Below are 19,104 nucleotides of genomic sequence, written 5' to 3' on the forward strand. Positions count from 1 at the left end.
TCGCGGTTGCATCCCCTGAACTGAATCAAGAATCTCCATCCGGATGATCCGGATGGAGATTTTTGCTTTTGGGAGGCTGCACAGGCCGCCTGACATGAGCAATTGTTGACAATAAGGCAGTTTTAAGCTAGAATAGCATCGTATCAGAATCGCCTTGCGATGTTCTGATGATCGGTTTGATTGTGCAGCAGGGACATTACGGAAAAGAAGCAATTCTTAGCGCTAGTTCCCCAAGATGGGCTTGAAAGCTCAGCGGGGAAAACGAGGAGAAGGTTGTCGAAACGTCAGCGGATGCCTTCCGGCCGTCCCAGTCGATACGGCCTGCCGAAAGATGAGGAGCGATTCTCATGACAAAGGCAGCTCGAGGGACCTGTTGCAAGACTACCAGGAGGTATGTATCATGTGTGGTATTGTAGGTTATGTCGGTGACAAGCAGGCTGCGAATTTCCTGCTCGAGGGTCTTTCGAAGCTCGAGTACCGCGGCTATGATTCGGCTGGCATTGCGGTCTATGACGGCAATCACATTCGCGTCGAGAAGAGTGTCGGCCGCCTTTCGGCGCTGCGCGACAAGATCAAGGACGATATGCCGAAGGGAACCATGGGTATCGGCCATACGCGCTGGGCTACGCACGGCCGTCCGTCGGATCGCAATGCACATCCGCATACGGACTGCACGGGTGACTTTGTCGTCGTGCACAACGGCATCATCGAAAACTATCTGGCACTCAAGGAAGAGCTCATCGAGAAGGGCCATGTCTTCAAGTCGGAGACGGATACGGAAGTCGTCGCACATCTTCTCGAAGAGGTCTACAATGGCGATTTCGTCTCGTCAGTCCGCGAAGTGCTGCGCCGCATCGAGGGCTCGTACTCGCTCGTCTTCATGAGCAAGAGAGAGCCGGACAAGCTCATCTGCACGAAGCAGGACAACCCGCTCGTTATCGGCATCGGTGAGGGCGAGAACTTCATCGCGTCGGATATCCCCGCCATCATCTCGCGCACGCGCCGCACGTACATCCTCAACGATGGCGAGCTGGCCGTCGTCACGAAGGATGCCATCAAGATCACGAACCGCCGCGGCGAGCCCGTGACGAAGAAGGTCTTCGAGGTCAACTGGAATGCAGAAGCTGCCGAGAAGGGCGGCTACGAGCACTTCATGCTCAAGGAGATCAACGAGCAGCCGAAGGCTGTCCGCGACACGATGAGCCAGCGCATCGCGAAAGACGGCAAGTCCATCGTCATGAACGAGCTCAAGTGGGATGCGGATTACCTCAATTCCTTCAACAAGATCTACATCGTTGCCTGTGGCACGGCTTATCATGCCGGCCTCGTCGGCAAGTTCTACATCGAGAAACTGGCCCGCACGATTGTCGAAGTCGACGTCGCATCGGAGTTCCGCTATCGCGAACCGATCGTCGATGAGAACACGCTGTTCATCGCCGTTTCGCAGTCGGGCGAGACGAGCGATACGCTCGCAGCCATGAAGGAGTCGAAGCGCCTCGGTGCCAAGACGCTGGCCCTGACGAATGTCGTCGGCTCTTCGATTGCCCGCGAGGCAGATCAGGTGCTTTACACCTGGGCTGGCCCGGAGATTGCCGTCGCCTCGACGAAAGCCTATACGACGCAGCTCATCCTGTTCTTCATGCTCGCCCTCTACATGGCGCAGATCAAGAAGACGCAGACGCCGGAGCGCATTGAAGAGCTCATCGCGAAGCTCAAGAACATCCCGGCTCAGGTCAGTGAGACGCTTTCGGATGTCGAGCCAATCAAGACGTTTGCCAAGCAGTACGGCTTCAACGAGGATGTGTTCTACATCGGCCGTTCGCTCGACTACGATGTAGCCCTTGAGGGTGCATTGAAACTCAAGGAAGTCTCTTACATCCATGCGGAGGCGTATGCTGCCGGCGAACTCAAGCACGGCACGCTGGCTCTGATTGTCGAGGGTGTACCTGTCATTGCACTCGCGACGCAGAAGAGCGTCTACGAGAAAACCTTGTCGAACATCAAGGAAGTCAAGGCGCGTGACGCCGTCGTCATTGGCATCGCTGCAGAAGGCGATACGGAGCTCGAGAAGTACGTCGACCATGTCATGAAGGTTCCGGAGACGGATGAGCTCCTGATCCCGCTGCTGACGGTCGTACCGTTGCAGCTGCTCGCTTACTACGCTGCCATCACGCGTGGCTGCGATGTCGACAAGCCGCGCAACCTCGCAAAATCGGTTACGGTTGAGTAAACCGTTTGCATACGGATATACAAGATTTTACATGAGAAGCCTTTCTGCCTTTTGGCAGAGGGCTTCTTGTTCTATAGCCTGATTGTCACATGCATGCCACACAGGCACGAATGGAGGAATCTTCTTGAAAGCATTTATCTACGATATGGACGGTGTCATTGCCGATACCGAACCGGTCCATCTTCGGGCGGAACAGCGCGTACTCCAGAAAATGGGTGTCGAAGGGGTCACGTTGGAATTCCTCATGCGCTATCAGGGCATGACGGACCTCATGATGTTCGAAGACATGAAAAAATTGTTTGGTTTTCATCACAGTGCAGAGCAGGCTGCGAAGGCGAAAGTCTACCTGTTCAATAAAATCATACATGAACAGCATGTCACGCCGATTGCGGGCAGCCTGGAGCTGATCCGTGCGACGAATGAATTGCGCCAGTCGCAGGGGCTCAAGACGGCCATCGCGAGCTCGTCGAGTGATGATTTCATCGCCTTTGTCGTCGACGATCTCGGCATCCGCGACCACTTCGACCTCCTCATGAGCGGCACAAATCTGCCTGAGTCGAAGCCGAACCCTGCAATCTACCTGCAGACGGCCGCCTATCTGCGTGTGGATCCACGGGACTGTGTCGTCGTCGAGGACGCCGCTAACGGTGCGCGGGCGGCCAAGGCAGCCGGCATGACCTGTATCGGCTTCAACAGCCCGCACAGTCCCAACCAGGACCTCTCCGTCTGCGACATGCTTGTCGACCGCTTAGAGGAGATTGACCTTTCTGCATTCTGAACCTTCGATTATCTGTTCGCTTTTGCAGGAATATCCACTTCGCATGTCGAACTATAAATATACGAATGGACATCATAGTATCTGCAGACAGCAGACAATGGAGGAGGAGTCGCAATGGCAGAAATGGCAACAAAAGCAAGAGCATTCCAGGATTTCCTGGACGCCAAGGAGATCAAGGCATTCGTATCGGAGACAATCGAGAATGATCCGGAGCAGACGACGGTATTTCGCTCCCATGTAGAAGTGGATGGACAGCAGCTGCCGCTGCTCGTGCTGCTGGACCGCAGTATCTTCTCCATGATCCGCGTGCAGATTTCGCCGAAGTGCAAGACGGAGGAGAATGAGCTGGCTGTGCTTAAACTGGCAAACGATCTCAACCTCAAGTACAAGCTGTTCAAGCTCTACTTCGACGGTGAGGGTTCACTGATCCTCGATATCTGCATGATCACGCCCGACGAGAAGGCCGAGGAGATCGGTGACATGGTCTACGGCATGTTCAACGTCATGATCACATTCCTCAACGAGAATTACCGCACGATGATGAAGACCATCTGGTAAGCATGAGGTAGCGGATTGGAGCTGAAAAGAAGGCTGTTTTGCAGACAGTCTTCTTTTTTTACTTTTTTTCAAAAAAGCTGTTGACAACTCGGCCACTATCCTGTAATATAGTACAAGTCGCTGAGCGATACGGCCGGAACAAAAGCCCAGAAGCCTTGAGTGGCAAGGATTTTGTACGAAGCCCAAAAGACCTTGAAAAAAGAAAGAAAAAACTTCTTGACAAGATCAGCTCGATGCGATAAGATATAAAAGTCGCTTGAAGCAAAGAGCTTTCAAATGAAAGCGAGCTTCGAAAGACAAAGTTGTTCTTTGAAAACTAAACAATGCAACATGAATCATTTGTGATTCAAGCCAGATGTTTTTAAAACATCGATTGATTATGAATATAAGCAATCGGCAATTTCTTTACTGAGCTTTGATTTATCAAGGTTCAGGCCAAAAAGATTATTTGAGCCAATCAAGGCTTTCCTAAATTTTATGGAGAGTTTGATCCTGGCTCAGGACGAACGCTGGCGGCGTGCTTAACACATGCAAGTCGTACGAGGCAGATTTTCATCACTGAACTTTAAAGAGCGGACTGATGAGAGGCGTCGTGAATGCGAAGCATTCACCACACTTTTATAAAGTGCTTAACTTTAAGGCTGAGTGATGAAAAGATGCCGAGTGGCAAACGGGTGAGTAACGCGTAGACAACCTGCCGTAAAGATGGGGACAACAGTTCGAAAGGACTGCTAATACCGAATGTTGTAGAGTTTCCGCATGGGAATCCTACTAAAGGTGGCCTCTACTTGTAAGCTATCGCTTTACGATGGGTCTGCGTCTGATTAGCTAGTTGGTGGGGTAACGGCTTACCAAGGCGACGATCAGTAGCCGGTCTGAGAGGATGAACGGCCACATTGGAACTGAGACACGGTCCAGACTCCTACGGGAGGCAGCAGTGGGGAATCTTCCGCAATGGGCGCAAGCCTGACGGAGCAACGCCGCGTGAGTGAAGAAGGGTTTCGACTCGTAAAGCTCTGTTGTCGGGGACGAATGTCAGGACTCAGAATATGGGTTCTGAATGACGGTACCTGACGAGAAAGCCACGGCTAACTACGTGCCAGCAGCCGCGGTAATACGTAGGTGGCGAGCGTTGTCCGGAATTATTGGGCGTAAAGGGAGCGCAGGCGGGAAGGTAAGTCTATCTTAAAAGTGCGGGGCTCAACCCCGTGAGGGGATGGAAACTATCTTTCTTGAGTGCAGGAGAGGAAAGCGGAATTCCTAGTGTAGCGGTGAAATGCGTAGATATTAGGAGGAACACCAGTGGCGAAGGCGGCTTTCTGGACTGTAACTGACGCTGAGGCTCGAAAGCGTGGGGAGCGAACAGGATTAGATACCCTGGTAGTCCACGCCGTAAACGATGAATGCTAGGTGTAGGAGGTATCGACCCCTCCTGTGCCGGAGTTAACGCAATAAGCATTCCGCCTGGGGAGTACGGCCGCAAGGCTGAAACTCAAAGGAATTGACGGGGGCCCGCACAAGCGGTGGAGTATGTGGTTTAATTCGACGCAACGCGAAGAACCTTACCAGGGCTTGACATTGAGTGAAAGGGCTAGAGATAGTCCCCTCTCTTCGGAGACACGAAAACAGGTGGTGCATGGCTGTCGTCAGCTCGTGTCGTGAGATGTTGGGTTAAGTCCCGCAACGAGCGCAACCCCTATCCTTTGTTGCCAGCACGCAATGGTGGGAACTCAAAGGAGACTGCCGCGGACAACGCGGAGGAAGGCGGGGATGACGTCAAGTCATCATGCCCCTTATGTCCTGGGCTACACACGTACTACAATGGGATGGACAGAGAGCAGCGAAGCCGCGAGGCCAAGCGAACCCCATAAACCATCTCCCAGTTCGGATTGCAGGCTGCAACCCGCCTGCATGAAGTTGGAATCGCTAGTAATCGCAGGTCAGCATACTGCGGTGAATACGTTCCCGGGCCTTGTACACACCGCCCGTCACACCACGGAAGTCATTCACACCCGAAGCCGGCAGGCTAACCGCAAGGAGGCAGCCGTCTAAGGTGGGGGCGATGACTGGGGTGAAGTCGTAACAAGGTAGCCGTATCGGAAGGTGCGGCTGGATCACCTCCTTTCTAAGGAGAACATCAATCCCGGAAGGGATTGAGAGTTCAGGTCGTTCATCTGGTCTTGCATTGTCTAGTTTTGAGGGAACAACCCTCAATGCACACTGAAAACTACACAGAAGAAATGAAATGTATCGAAATCATCGAGTCGCACGACAGTGTGAACAGAATGGTTAGAACGAACATTTTAGGATTCAAGCATAGACATCATATTTATATGAACCTATGGCATAACAAATAGTTAAGCTACAAAGGGCATATGGTGGATGCCTAGGCGTTCCGAGCCGATGAAGGACGCGATAAGCTGCGAAAAGTCATGGGGAGCCGCAAGTAGGCTTTGATCCATGAATTTCCGAATGGGGCAACCCGGTACGAGTTATGTCGTACCATCCATGTGTGACATGGACGGCACACCCGGTGAACTGAAACATCTAAGTAGCCGGAGGAAGAGTAATCAAACGAGATTCCCTCAGTAGCGGCGAGCGAACAGGGAAGAGCCCAAACCGGACGTCTTCGGACGACCGGGGTTGAGGACCAGCATCAAATTAGTCAGGGATAGTCGAACAGTCTGGGAAGGCTGAGCATAGACGGTGAAACTCCAGTAGACGAAATCCAGAGCTGATGGGCTGGTATCCAGAGTACCACGAGACACGTGAAACCTTGTGGGAAGCAGGGTGGACCACCATCCAAGGCAAAATACTACGGAACGACCGATAGCGCATAGTACCGTGAGGGAAAGGTGAAAAGAACCGCGGGAGCGGAGTGAAATAGAACCTGAAACCGTATGTCTACAAGCAGTCGAAGCACTTTATATGTGCGACGGCGTGCCTATTGAAGAATGAACCGGCGAGTTAATTTCAGAGGCGAGGTTAAGCGGGAGACGCGGAGCCGAAGCGAGAGCGAGTCTGAATAGGGCGGAAGTCTCTGGGATTAGACCCGAAACCACAGTGATCTATGCATGGCCAGGTTGAAGCTCAGGTAAAAATGAGTGGAGGACCGAACCCGTGAGTGTTGAAAAACTTTGGGATGAGCTGTGCATAGGGGTGAAATGCCAATCGAACGTGGAGATAGCTGGTTCTCCCCGAAATAGCTTTAGGGCTAGCCTCAGGTAACACATGGAGACGGTAGAGCACTGATCGGGTAAGGGAGCGTAAAGCTTACCGAGCCTAGTCAAACTGCGAATGGCTTCATGAGAAGAGCCTGGGAGTCAGAATGCGAGTGATAAGACCCGTATTCAAAAGGGAAACAGCCCAGACCGCCGACTAAGGTCCCGAATGCTGTACTAAGTGGAAAAGGATGTAGGACTTCCAAAACAACCAGGATGTTGGCTCAGAAGCAGCCACCATTCAAAGAGTGCGTAATAGCTCACTGGTCGAGAGGCCCTGCGCCGAAAATATCCGGGGCTCAAGTACAGAACCGAAGTCGCGGCATGCGCAAGCATGGGTAGGGGAGCGTTCCAAGTTGGTTGAAGGCGGACCGGAAGGACAGCTGGACGACTTGGAAGTGAGAATGCTGGTATGAGTAGCGAAACGATCCGTGAGAATCGGATCCACCGAAAGCCTAAGGGATCCTGAGCAACGCTCGTCGACTCAGGGTAAGTCGGGACCTAAGCCGAGGCATAAAGTATAGGCGATGGACAACAGGCGAAAATTCCTGTACTGCATGATGTTGTTTGAGGATGGAGTGACACAGCAAGGAGCTTGAGCGCGCGATTGGAAATGCGCGTCGAAGGCGGTAGGCTGATGTAGAGGCAAATCCCTGCATCAAGGCCGAGAACTGATAGATAGGAGCGTACTTCGGTACAATCCAAATTCAAGCGTACTACACTGTCGAGAAAAGCTTCTAACGAGACATCATGTACCCGTACCAAAACCGACACAGGTAGGCGGGGAGAGAATCCTAAGGTGCGCGGGAAAACCCTCGTTAAGGAACTCGGCAAAATGCATCCGTAACTTCGGGAGAAGGATGGCCGGAGCTGGTGAAGACCTTCACGGTTGGAGCTGGAGCCGGCGGCAGAAGAGAAGCCCAAGCGACTGTTTACCACAAACACAGGTGCCTGCTAAAGAGAAATCTGACGTATAGGTGCTGACACCTGCCCGGTGCTGGAAGGTTAAGAGGAGAGGTTATTCGCAAGAAGAAGCTTTGAATTGAAGCCCCAGTAAACGGCGGCCGTAACTATAACGGTCCTAAGGTAGCGAAATTCCTTGTCGGGTAAGTTCCGACCCGCACGAAAGGTGTAACGACTTGGGCACTGTCTCAACGAGGGACCCGGTGAAATTGAAATACCTGTGAAGATGCAGGTTACCCGCGACTGGACAGAAAGACCCCATGGAGCTTTACTGCAGCCTGACATTGATTTTTGGCATGTAACGTACAGGATAGTTGGGAGACGGAGAAGATAGGCCCCCAGGCTTATCGGAGTCGCTGTTGGGATACCAACCTTTATGTGCTAGGGATCTAACTCGAGAAGTAACGAAGCTGAGGACAGTATCAGGTGGGCAGTTTGACTGGGGCGGTCGCCTCCGAAAGAGTAACGGAGGCGTCCAAAGGTTCCCTCAGCGCGGACAGAAATCGCGCGAAGAGTATAAAGGCAGAAGGGAGCTTGACTGCGAGACATACAGGTCGAGCAGGTACGAAAGTAGGGCTTAGTGATCCGGTGGAATGAGAGTGGAATTGCCATCGCTCAACGGATAAAAGCTACCCTGGGGATAACAGGCTAATCTCTCCCAAGAGTCCATATCGACGGGGAGGTTTGGCACCTCGATGTCGGCTCATCACATCCTGGGGCTGAAGCAGGTCCCAAGGGTTGGGCTGTTCGCCCATTAAAGTGGTACGTGAGCTGGGTTCAGAACGTCGTGAGACAGTTCGGTCCATATCCATCGCGGGCGTAAGATACATGAGGGAGACTGCTCCTAGTACGAGAGGACCGGAGTGGACGGACCGCCGGTGTACCAGTTGTTTCGCCAGAAGCACAGCTGGGTAGCTGCGTCCGGAAGGGATAAACGCTGAAAGCATCTAAGCGTGAAGCCCGTCCCGAGATGAAGTATCTCATAGCACAAGCTAGTAAGACACCTTGAAGAAGACAAGGTTGATAGGGTAGATGTGGAAGTGCTGCAAGGCATGAAGCTGACTACTACTAATATGTCGAGGGCTTAACTAGAGAACTGAAATGTTCGCAGAGTAGTTTCTTCTGTATAGTTTTGAATGTGCAAGCATTCAAATAAAATATCCGGTGATGATGCCTGAATGGTTCCACCTGTTCCCATACCGAACACAGTAGTTAAGCATTCAGAGGCCGAAAGTACTTGTCTGGAGACGGACTGGGAGGATAGGAAGTTGCCGGTTAAGCAGGGGCTCCGCTGAGGCGGAGCCCTTTTTGTATCCGTTCCACATCCGGAACCATAAAAAAGGGATTTGCCCTGAGCGCATGACTCAGGGCAAATCCCTTTTTCTCTTTACTCTTGATTTACTGGCGGTTGCGGCGGGCCAGTACGCGCAGGACCTTGGCGCCCGTATTGTGGATTTTGCGCAGCGGAGCGACGCGCGTCTTGACTTTGGGGCGGATGTCCTTGGCAGAGCCGAAGTCGCCGCGCTTCAAGAGCGTGGTCTTCGTCTTGTCCGGCTTGAAGAAATCGCGCATCTCCTTGGCAATATGCTCTGGTTCAGCGTTTTCCTGGCAAAGGAAGATGTCGATGGCGACGTACTTGAGCTTGGTGTAGATGTGCAGGACCATGTGGCCCTCGCGGAAGAGCATCATGATAGCATAGTGATCCTCCGTCAGATGCTCGGAGCATTCAGAGATCTTTGTCAGGGCAAAGTGCCCCGGCAGTTCTGTCGTATAGGCTTTGATCTGGTCGATGTCCTTGAGCTTGCTGTTCTTGCAGTTGAAGAGATCGACCGTGAGATGACGTGCTAAGATTTTCATGAATTCGTCGGCTCCTTCATGTGTTTTTTTATGATTCCATGTTCCATTATAGTAGATGGGATTCGGTTCCGTCAAACTTTATGGCGAGGATTTGTTCTGATTTTTTTCGGTTTCTTTTCATATAGCCGCAGGCCGATGAAGAAGATGGCGGCGATGGTGAAGGCCGCGATGCTTGTGGCCTGTGCGCTCGTGACGAGGCCGAATACCTTCTCGGTGTAGTCGCCGCGCAGGAATTCGAGGCCGAAGCGCGCGAGGCTGTAGAGCATGACGTAGAGGGCGAAGCATTGTCCTTTCGCATGCTCTGTCGTGCGGAAGAGAAGCAGCAGGGCGAAGATGACGACATCGAGCTGGCCTTCCCAGACTTCGGCAGGCCAGAGCGGCTGATCGCCGTACGTGTGATGTGCGAGCGTCGTCACCGGGTAGATGATGCCGAAGGAAGTGCCGGTCGGCGCCCCAAAGGCATCGCCGTTCAGCAGATTGGCACAGCGGCCGAGCGACTGGCCGAGGATGATGGCCGGGGCGAGCACATCCATGAGATGGACAGTGTCGAGATGGTGGCGGCGGCAGTACCAGACACCCGTCAAGACGCCGAGGAAGACGCCGCCCTGGATGGCCATACCACCCTGCCAGACGTTCAGCAACTCGGTCAGATGATGGCTGTAGTAATCCCAGTCGAAGAAGAAAACGTCCCAGAGGCGTGCGCCGAGCAGTCCCGCGACGCCGCAGTAGATGCCGAGGTCGACGATGTGTTTCTCGTAGCCGCGTCCATCTGCCTTGGCGAGGAAGTAGCCGACGCCTGTCGCGAGGATGATCGAGAGAGACAGCACGAGGCCGTACGCCCGGATCGGGAAGTCTCCGATATAGAAAAGATACTGATGCATAAGATACCTTCCTTTTCTTTTTCTTTCTGTCATGATTCGTTCATGATGACTCAAACAATCTTCATTATAGCCCAAACGGGATGGCTTGAGAAGGGAAGCGGCACGGTGCAATTTGTATTTGAAATATGTCTATCCCTGTGGTACAATAAACCGTGTCAACATGTAAATGCATCGATGGAGAGAGTAGACTGCGGGGAGAGCGGAAGCGAACCGGGCGAGGTGAGAGCCGGGCGTGCGTACCTGCAGGGGAAGATCACTCCGGAGCAGCGGGCTGAATGATTGAGTAGGCTTTGCCGGTATCCCCCGTTACGGGACAGCGCATGGTGGTGCGTGGAATGAATAGGTGGTTATCCTGTAGGTATCATGAGCCTGCATCCTATTTGGGTGCAGGCTTTTCATATGTGAGGAGGCATTCTGTTTGTATAAGAAAGTAGATACGAACCTGAATTTCGTGGAGCGCGAGAAAGAGATCCGCGATTTCTGGAAAGCAAACGACATCGCACAGAAGGCAATCGACCAGCGTGAGGGCTGCGATACCTTCACGTTCTATGATGGCCCGCCGACGGCCAACGGCAAGCCGCATATCGGCCATGTCCTGACGCGCGTCATCAAGGACATGCTGCCGCGCTTCGCTTCGATGAAGGGCAAGAAGGTCCTCAGGAAGGCTGGCTGGGATACGCACGGCCTGCCGGTCGAGCTCGAAGTCGAGAAGCAGATCGGCATCAACGGCAAGGAGCAGATCGAGGCGTACGGCATCGAGCCGTTCGTCAAGAAGTGCCGTGAGTCCGTCTGGAAGTACAAGGGCATGTGGGAGCAGTTCTCCGATGTCGTCGGTTTCTGGGCCGACATGGAGCACCCCTACATCACGTATGAGAACGACTTCATCGAGTCGGAGTGGTGGGCACTCAAGGAAATCTGGAAGAAGGGCCTGCTCTATGAAGGCTACAAGGTCGTTCCGTACTGCCCGCGCTGCGGCACACCGCTCTCCTCGCACGAAGTCGCTCAGGGTTACAAGGATGTCACGGAGCGTTCGGCCATGGTCGAGTTCAAGGCCAAGGACGACGACTGCTCGTTCCTCGCCTGGACGACGACGCCGTGGACGCTGCCGTCGAACATGGCGCTCTGCGTGAACCCATCGGTCGACTATGTCAAGGTGCAGGTCGGCGATAAGAAGTACATCCTCGCCGAGGCGCTCGTCGACACGGTCTTTGAGGGCGTCGAGGGTGAGCGCAAGGTGCTCGAGAGATACAAGGGCAAGGACCTCGAGTTCCGCGAGTACGAGCCGCTCTACCCGTTCGCTGTCGAGAAGGTCAAGAACCAGCGCGGCAAGAAGGCATTCATCGTGACCTGCGATGACTACGTCACGACGGAAGACGGCACGGGCATCGTCCACATGGCTCCGGCATACGGCGAAGACGATAACCGCGTCTGCCAGAAATACGGTGTCGCCTTTGTCAACCTCGTCAACAGCAAGGGCGAGCTCACGGCCGAGACGGACTGGCCGGGCATCTTCGTCAAGAAAGCAGACCCACTGATACTCGCTGATCTTGAGAAGAAGGGCCTGCTCTTCAAGGCACCGGAATTCACGCACAGCTATCCGCACTGCTGGCGCTGCGACACGCCGCTGCTCTACTATTCGTTCCCGACCTGGTTCATCAAGATGACGGCTGTCAAGGATGAGCTTGTCGCCAACAACAAGACGGTCAACTGGATCCCGAAGTCCATCGGCGAGGGCCGCTTCGGCAACTGGCTCGAGCACGTACAGGACTGGGGCCTCTCGCGCAACCGTTACTGGGGCACGCCGCTGCCGGTATGGCAGTGCGAATGTGGTCATCAGCATGTCATCGGCTCAATCGAGGAGCTCAAGTCCATGAGCTCGAACTGCCCGGATGACATCGAGCTGCACCGCCCGTACATCGACAAGGTCACGATCAAGTGCCCGGAGTGCGGCAAGGAGATGCACCGCGTCAAGGAAGTCATCGACTGCTGGTTCGACTCGGGCTCCATGCCGTTCGCACAGTGGCACTATCCGTTCGACAACAAGGACATCTTCGAGAAGCGCTTCCCGGCAGACTTCATCTCGGAGGCCGTCGACCAGACGCGCGGCTGGTTCTACTCGCTGATCGCCATCTCGACGCTGCTCTTCCACAAGGCACCGTACCGCAATGTCATCGTCCTCGGCCATGTCCAGGACAAGGAAGGCCGCAAGATGTCGAAGTCGAAGGGCAATGCCGTCGATCCGATGGAGGCGCTGCAGAAGCACGGCGCTGACGCCATCCGCTGGTATTTCTACGAGAACAGCGCACCGTGGCTGCCGAACCGCTTCCATGACGATGCCGTCCAGGAAGGCCAGCGCAAATTCATGGGCACACTCTGGAACACGTACGCATTCTTCGTGCTCTACGCCAACATCGACAACTTCGATGCGACGAAGTACACGCTCGACTACGATAAGCTGCCGGTCATGGACAAGTGGTGCCTCTCGCGCCTCAACACGATGGTCAAGGATGTCGACTACGACCTCACGAACTATCGCGTGACGGAAGCGGCCAAGGCACTCGAGGAGTTCGTCGACGAGCTCTCGAACTGGTATGTCCGCCGCAGCCGCAGCCGCTTCTGGGCAAAGGGCATGGAGCAGGACAAGATCAATGCCTACATGACGCTCTACACGGCACTCGTCACGACGGCTAAGGCCGCTGCGCCGATGATCCCATTCATGACGGAGTCCATCTACCGCAACCTCGTCTGCAGCATCGACAAGACGGCTCCGGAGTCTGTCCACCTCTGCGACTTCCCGCAGGTCAACGAAGCACATATCGACAAAGACCTCGAGAAGAACATGGGCGAGGTCCTCGAGATTGTCGTGCTCGGCCGCGCTGCGCGCAATGAGGCCAACATCAAGAACCGCCAGCCAATCGGCAAGATGTACGTCAAGGCGCCTGTCGTGCTGCCGGACTTCTACAAGGAGATCGTCGAAGAAGAGCTCAATGTCAAGGAAGTCGTCTTCAAGGATGACATGGAGGCCTACCTGACGTACAGCTTCAAGCCGCAGTTCCGCGTCCTCGGACCGAAGGTCGGCAAGAAGATGGGTGCCATCCAGAAGGCCCTGAAGGCCGTCAACGGCCACAAGGCCAAGGAAGAACTTGACACGACGGGCAAGCTCGTCGTCGCACTGCCGGACGGCGATATCACGCTGCTGCCGGAAGACGTCGAGGTCACGATGGCCCAGACGGAGGGCTTCAACTGCCAGCGCTACAACGGCGTGACGATTGCGCTGGAGACGACGCTCAGCGAAGAGCTGCTCGAAGAGGGCTTTGTCCGCGAGATCATCAGCAAGGTCCAGACGATGCGCAAGGAAAATGGCTATGAGGTCACGGATCACATCAAGGTCGGCCTCAAGGGCAACGAGAAGCTCGAGAACCTCGTCAAGAAGAACGAGAGCTTCCTCAAGGACATCACGCTCGCTGACGAAGTCACGTACGGCACGACGTCCGGCCACGAGAAAGAGTGGAACATCAACGGTGAGACGGTGACCCTCTCGGTTGACTGATTTCCCCGCTGACCATAAAAAGATCTCCTCTTGATGAGGAGATTTTTTTATTGCGGGAAAGAAGGAAAAACAGAAGTAAAACACGAATATAGACAATAGTCCTTTGCAACGAGAATACCAGGCAGGTGATACTGAAGCGAATGAACGAGAACAATCGAAATCAGGACAATGGACATCATGGACAGGATGGACATACGGAACATATCCATGTGCTGGCCGATGGCACGGTGCTCCACCATACACATGGCGCGCACGGCCATCAGCACAGCCACACGCAGACGAAGGCGGTGCTCAACCGCATGGCGCGGCTCATCGGCCACCTCGAATCCATCAAGCACATGATCGAGGACGGGCGCGACTGCAGCGAGGTGCTCGTGCAGCTCTCGGCGGTCGACAGCGCCATCAAGGGCGTCAGCCGCATCATCCTCAAGGACCATCTCGAGCACTGCATCGTCGATGCCGTGCGCGACAACGACCAAGAGGCATTGGACCAGCTCAACCGGGCTATTGACCGCTTCATCAAGTGAGGTGCGCGCGGTTTTGTGAGTCAGTCACGGTATTTCCCGTGTGAATCCTATATCCTAGTCCTGTATCCTATAGGCAATATGTCCGTATATCATTTCTATAACATGAGCGGAGCGCGTGCTCTGCATCGATAGATCAGGAGGTTTTTCCATGGCACAGAATAAACTCATAATCAGCCAGGTCATGATGCCGAACCAGACGAACCCGAGCGGCAACATCTACGGCGGCGATATCATGAAGATGATGGACTCGGCGGCTTATGCCGTGACGCGCAAGTACGCGCGCTGCAATGTCGTTACGGCTCGCGTGGACGAGCTCGAGTTCCATCTGCCGATCCTCGTCGGCGACCTCGTCACCTGCACGGCAGAGATTGTCTTCGTCGGCCACAGCTCGATGGAAGTCACGGTAAACGTCGATGTAGAGGATCTCGATCAGGAGGGCAAGCCGCAGCGCGCACTGACAGCCTACTTCACGATGGTCGCTCTCGACCGCAATTCGCGCCCGAAGGCTGTGCCGCCGCTCATCATCGACACGGAAGAGGCGAGAAAGGCCTTTGAGGAAGGCCGCCGCCGCTATGAGGCGCACAAGGAGCAGAAGCGCCAGCAGCGCGAGGTCGAGAAGAAGCTCAGCCAGGCCAAGAAGACGCTGCGCGAGCCAGAAGAGAAGAAATGAGCGCAGACCTGTAAAAAAGTTTACAGATTTACAAAAAATGCTTGCAAAACAGTTTCTCCTGTGCTATTCTAGTACCCAACACAGGGAAATGCGTTGAAGAGGAATAGTAAGGACCCCGGAACGATCAGAGAGCTGCCGTCTGGTGCGAGGCAGTCGAGAAAGGATCTGGAACTCACCTTGAAGCAGCTCGCTGAAAGTGCATCGGCGTACACGATTGTATGCAGTGAGTGCATGATTAGGCAGGGACGGAGCCTGACCGTTACAGCAGGAGGATTTGCTAGAATCCGTAGAGGTACTCCGCAAGGAGTATGAATTTGAGTGGTAACACGCAGGTACAGCCCTTCGTCTCATGAGACGGGGGGCTTTTCTATTTGGGGAGGTTTTGTCAAATGATGAATTATCAGAAGTACAGCAAAGGTTATTTCATGCCGCCGGAGATTGACCTGGAGTGGGCGAAGAAGGATGCCCCAGACCATGCGCCAATCTGGTGCAGCGTTGACCTTCGCGATGGCAACCAGTCGCTCGTCATCCCGATGAGCCTTGACGAGAAGATGGAATTCTACAAGATGCTCCTCAAAGTCGGCTTCAAGGAAATCGAGATCGGCTTCCCGGCTGCATCGGAAACGGAGTTCGAGTTCCTGCGCCGCCTCGTAGAGGAAGACCTGATCCCAGACGATGTGACGGTACAGGTCCTCACGCAGGCACGCGAGCACATCATCCGCAAGACGTTCGATGCCCTCAAGGGTGTCAAGAACGCCATCGTCCACGTCTACAACTCGACTTCTGTTGCACAGCGCCAGCAGGTCTTCCGCAAGAACAAGGAACAGATCAAGCAGATGGCTGTCGATGGTGCAAAGCTCCTGCAGCAGCTGACGGAAGAGGCCGGTGCGAACTACCGCTTCGAGTATTCGCCGGAGTCCTTCACGGGCACGGAGCCGGAGTACGCACTTGAGGTCTGCAATGCCGTCCTCGATGTCTGGAAACCGACGGCTGACCGCAAGGCCATCATCAACCTGCCGGCGACCATCGAGATGAGCATGCCGCACGTCTTCGCGACGCAGGTCGCCTACATGAACAAGCACCTCAAGTACCGCGACAATGTCGTGCTCTCGCTCCATCCGCACAATGACCGCGGCTGCGGCGTAGCTGATGCCGAGATGGGCATGCTGGCCGGTGCGGACCGCATCGAGGGCACGCTGTTCGGCAACGGCGAGCGCACGGGCAACGTCGACATCATCACGGTTGCCATGAACATGTTCGCACTCGGCGTCGATCCGCAGCTCGACTTCTCGAATATGCCGGAACTCGTCGAGATGTACGAGCGCGTCACGCGCATGCACGTCTCGCCGCGCCAGCCGTACGCCGGCGACCTCGTCTTCGCCGCCTTCTCCGGCTCCCATCAGGATGCCATCGCGAAGGGCATGCACTGGAAGGAAGAGAAGAATCCGGAAAAGTGGACACTGCCGTACCTCTACATCGACCCGAAGGATGTCGGCCGCGAGTACGACGGCGACGTCATCCGCATCAACAGCCAGTCCGGCAAGGGCGGCGTCGGCTTCATCATGGAGCAGAAATACGGCATCGACATGCCGAAGAAGATGCGCGAGGACTTCGGTTACTGCGTCAAAGGCGTTTCCGACCACAAGCACAAGGAACTCATGCCGGATGAGATCTACCAGATCTTCCAGGATGAGTACGTCAACGTCGATACGCCGTACAAGCTCCATGACTTCCTGCTCCAGAAGGAGCCGGACGGCACGCGCAAGGGCACGGTCGATATCTTTGTCAACGGCGAGCCGAAGACCTTCCTCGCACGCGGCAACGGCCGCCTCGACGCCGTCTCCAATGCGCTGCAGGCAAACCTCGACATTGCCTACAAGGATCTGACGTACAGCGAGCATGCGCTGGAGATCGGCCAGAATAGCCGCGCGATGGCCTACATCGGCATCACGAACGACGACGGCCACATCACCTGGGGCGCCGGCATGGACACGGATATCATCACGGCATCCATCCAGGCCTTGATCAGCGCCATCAACCGCATGAAGGCAGGCAAGTAATAACCGTAAGTACATATGTATATCAAAAGAAAATCCGGGCCAAGCGATTGGTCCGGATTTTTGTGTGTTCGAGTGATTGAGAGGTCCAGCTGGTCATCGGGCGTCTCTCGTCAGGAGCACGCGCGCTTCATACGGCTGCAGGCAGTCCGCCTTGTGCTGCTCGTAGTTGGAGATCAGCGTCTCGCCCTCGAGCCCTTCAAACAGCGTGCAGGGGACTTCCTTATCGGTCCAGTTGCAGGCGACGCGGAGCGTCTCACCATCCAGGTGACGTGCAAAGGCATAGACGCACGGGTCTTCCTCCAAGAGGGGCTCGAAGGTGCCGTAGACGATGATCGGGTAGGCGTGGCGCAGGCGGATGAGCTTCTGGTAGTAGTAGAAGGTGGAATCGGGATCCTTGAGCGCGGCCTCGGCGTTGATCGTCTTGTAGTTCGGATTGACGGCGAGCCACGGCGTGCCGTCGGTAAAGCCGGCATTGTCGCTGGCATCCCACTGCATTGGTGTGCGCGCATTGTCGCGGGCGACTGTGTTGAAGCACGTGAGCATCGTCTCGGGCGTGACCTTCTTCTGCTCGTCGACGTACTGGTGCCAGGCGTTGATCTCCTCGAGGTCCTGGCAGTCAGCGAGCGAGTGGAACGTCGTGTTCGTCATGCCGAGCTCTTCGCCCTGGTAGATGTAGGGCGTGCCCTTCTGCATGTGCAGGCAAGTCGCGAGCATCTTGGCGGAGAGCACGCGCCACTCGGGGCTGTCGTTGCCGAACATCGAAACGCAGCGCGGCTGGTCGTGATTGTCGAGGTAGAGCGAGTTCCAGGCCTTGCCCTCAAGCTCCAGCTGCCACTTGTTGAGGATGGCGCGGACATCCGGCATCTGCGGTTTGCCCGTCGTCCACTTGTCGATGATGCTGCCCTTGCCGTTTTCCGGGCCGACGTGCTCAAACTGGAAGACCATGCCGAGTTCCTTGCCGTCGCTGCGGGCGTACTTCTTGGCCTCGTCGATCGTGACGCCCGCTGCCTCGCCGACGGTCAGCAGGTCGTAATGCGAGAGCACGCGATCGTTCATTTCCTGCAGGTACTCGTGGACGCGCGGCCCGTTGCAGACGTGCGGCGAGAGGTCGCCGTAGCCGTCTGCCTTGAGGGGACCGTCCGGGAAGGACTGGTCCTTGGAAATCATCGAGATGACATCCATGCGGAAGCCGTCGATGCCCTTCTCGCACCACCAGGTCATCATGTCGAAGACGGCATCGCGCACCTTCGTGTTCTCCCAGTTGAGGTCCGGCTGCTTCTTGGAGAAGCAGTGCAGGTAGTACTGGTCCGTCGCCGCATCGTACTGCCAGGCCGGGCCGCTGAAGTACGACTCCCAGTTGTTCGGTTCCTTGCCGTCTCGTCCGTCCTTCCAGATGTAGAAGTCGCGGTACGGGTTCGTGCGGGACTTGCGACTCTCGATGAACCAGGCGTGCTCGTCGGACGTGTGGTTGACGACAAGGTCCATGACGAGCTTGATGCCCGCTTCATGTGCCGTCTTCAGCAGCGTGTCGAAGTCGGCCATCGTGCCGAAGTCCTTCATGATGGCGCGGTAGTCGGAGATGTCGTAGCCGTTGTCGTCGTTGGGCGACTGGTAGATCGGGGAGAGCCAGATGACATCGACGCCGAGCTTCTTGAGATACGGGATGCGGCGCGTGATGCCAGGCAGGTCGCCGATGCCGTCGCCGTTCGAATCCTGGAAACTGCGCGGATAAATCTGATAGATGACGGCCTCTTTCCACCAGGCCTTCTGTTCTTCTGCCATATGTGAATGCCTCCTGTTGAGTTCTTT

Annotated in this window: 10 protein-coding genes, 3 rRNA genes and 1 other annotated feature; of the genes, 10 read left to right on the forward strand and 3 right to left on the reverse strand. The window is 55.2% G+C overall.

What is annotated here, in order from left to right; translation table 11 throughout:
* Positions 1 to 400: 400 nt before the first annotated feature.
* From glmS to rrf, 6 genes are all read left to right on the forward strand, one after another.
* Positions 401 to 2,230 carry a glutamine--fructose-6-phosphate transaminase (isomerizing) gene (glmS, locus tag QDI87_RS10380; RefSeq protein WP_055161676.1) on the forward strand — a complete coding sequence of 610 codons (1,830 nt, stop codon included), beginning with the start codon at positions 401 to 403 and terminating at the stop codon, positions 2,228 to 2,230.
* A 124-nt stretch (positions 2,231 to 2,354) separates the two neighbouring features.
* Positions 2,355 to 3,008: an HAD family hydrolase gene (locus tag QDI87_RS10385; RefSeq protein WP_082427720.1), complete on the forward strand. Its 654-nt coding sequence runs from the start codon at positions 2,355 to 2,357 to the stop codon at positions 3,006 to 3,008.
* A 114-nt stretch (positions 3,009 to 3,122) separates the two neighbouring features.
* Positions 3,123 to 3,566: a hypothetical protein gene (locus QDI87_RS10390; protein ID WP_278743232.1), complete on the forward strand. Its 444-nt coding sequence runs from the start codon at positions 3,123 to 3,125 to the stop codon at positions 3,564 to 3,566.
* A 474-nt stretch (positions 3,567 to 4,040) separates the two neighbouring features.
* Positions 4,041 to 5,691: ribosomal RNA gene (locus QDI87_RS10395) — 16S ribosomal RNA — on the forward strand.
* Positions 5,692 to 5,921: 230 nt separating this feature from the next.
* A 23S ribosomal RNA gene (locus QDI87_RS10400) occupies positions 5,922 to 8,842 on the forward strand.
* A gap of 68 nt (positions 8,843 to 8,910) precedes the next feature.
* Positions 8,911 to 9,027 (forward strand): 5S ribosomal RNA (gene rrf / locus QDI87_RS10405).
* The 16S, 23S and 5S rRNA genes sit together here, the layout of an rRNA operon.
* 121 nt (positions 9,028 to 9,148) lie before the next feature.
* Here rrf and QDI87_RS10410 read toward each other — a convergent pair.
* Positions 9,149 to 9,607 (reverse strand): S-adenosylmethionine decarboxylase family protein, encoded by a 459-nt coding sequence (locus QDI87_RS10410; protein WP_055160791.1) that lies wholly within the window; start codon positions 9,605 to 9,607, stop codon positions 9,149 to 9,151.
* Between the two features lie 71 nt (positions 9,608 to 9,678).
* The gene (gene lgt / locus QDI87_RS10415) at positions 9,679 to 10,488 is read right to left on the reverse strand and encodes a prolipoprotein diacylglyceryl transferase (protein WP_055160794.1); all 810 of its coding nucleotides are present in this window, start codon (positions 10,486 to 10,488) and stop codon (positions 9,679 to 9,681) included.
* A 418-nt stretch (positions 10,489 to 10,906) separates the two neighbouring features.
* Between lgt and ileS the strand changes: the two genes are divergently transcribed.
* The 4 genes from ileS (at position 10,907) to QDI87_RS10435 (ending at position 17,295) form a co-directional block, all read left to right on the forward strand.
* Complete coding sequence (ileS, locus tag QDI87_RS10420; RefSeq protein ID WP_278743233.1) at positions 10,907 to 14,038, forward strand: isoleucine--tRNA ligase; 3,132 nt, start codon at positions 10,907 to 10,909, stop codon at positions 14,036 to 14,038.
* Positions 14,039 to 14,178: 140 nt separating this feature from the next.
* A complete protein-coding gene (locus tag QDI87_RS10425; RefSeq protein ID WP_051652259.1) occupies positions 14,179 to 14,565 on the forward strand; it encodes a metal-sensing transcriptional repressor in 387 nt (128 codons plus the stop codon).
* 148 nt (positions 14,566 to 14,713) lie between these two features.
* The gene (locus tag QDI87_RS10430; protein ID WP_036378093.1) at positions 14,714 to 15,235 is read left to right on the forward strand and encodes an acyl-CoA thioesterase; all 522 of its coding nucleotides are present in this window, start codon (positions 14,714 to 14,716) and stop codon (positions 15,233 to 15,235) included.
* Between the two features lie 84 nt (positions 15,236 to 15,319).
* Positions 15,320 to 15,588, forward strand: a binding site (T-box leader).
* A gap of 39 nt (positions 15,589 to 15,627) precedes the next feature.
* Positions 15,628 to 17,295 (forward strand): 2-isopropylmalate synthase, encoded by a 1,668-nt coding sequence (locus QDI87_RS10435; RefSeq protein WP_055160888.1) that lies wholly within the window; start codon positions 15,628 to 15,630, stop codon positions 17,293 to 17,295.
* 93 nt (positions 17,296 to 17,388) lie between these two features.
* Here the strand turns inward: QDI87_RS10435 and QDI87_RS10440 are convergent, their stop codons facing one another.
* The gene (locus tag QDI87_RS10440; RefSeq protein WP_278743237.1) at positions 17,389 to 19,077 is read right to left on the reverse strand and encodes a glycoside hydrolase family 13 protein; all 1,689 of its coding nucleotides are present in this window, start codon (positions 19,075 to 19,077) and stop codon (positions 17,389 to 17,391) included.
* Between the last annotated feature and the right edge of the window lie 27 nt (positions 19,078 to 19,104).

It is taken from the genome of Mitsuokella jalaludinii (assembly GCF_928722185.1).
GTDB lineage: Bacteria > Bacillota > Negativicutes > Selenomonadales > Selenomonadaceae > Mitsuokella > Mitsuokella jalaludinii.

Excerpts from the sequence above, each read along its gene's own strand:
- glmS (WP_055161676.1), top strand. The coding sequence starts at position 401 with ATGTGTGGTATTGTAGGTTATGTCGGTGACAAGCAGGCTGCGAATTTC.
- QDI87_RS10390 (WP_278743232.1), top strand. The coding sequence starts at position 3,123 with ATGGCAGAAATGGCAACAAAAGCAAGAGCATTCCAGGATTTCCTGGAC.
- QDI87_RS10410 (WP_055160791.1), bottom strand. The coding sequence starts at position 9,607 with ATGAAAATCTTAGCACGTCATCTCACGGTCGATCTCTTCAACTGCAAG.
- lgt (WP_055160794.1), bottom strand. The coding sequence starts at position 10,488 with ATGCATCAGTATCTTTTCTATATCGGAGACTTCCCGATCCGGGCGTAC.
- QDI87_RS10425 (WP_051652259.1), top strand. The coding sequence starts at position 14,179 with ATGAACGAGAACAATCGAAATCAGGACAATGGACATCATGGACAGGAT.
- QDI87_RS10430 (WP_036378093.1), top strand. The coding sequence starts at position 14,714 with ATGGCACAGAATAAACTCATAATCAGCCAGGTCATGATGCCGAACCAG.
- QDI87_RS10435 (WP_055160888.1), top strand. The coding sequence starts at position 15,628 with ATGAATTATCAGAAGTACAGCAAAGGTTATTTCATGCCGCCGGAGATT.
- QDI87_RS10440 (WP_278743237.1), bottom strand. The coding sequence starts at position 19,077 with ATGGCAGAAGAACAGAAGGCCTGGTGGAAAGAGGCCGTCATCTATCAG.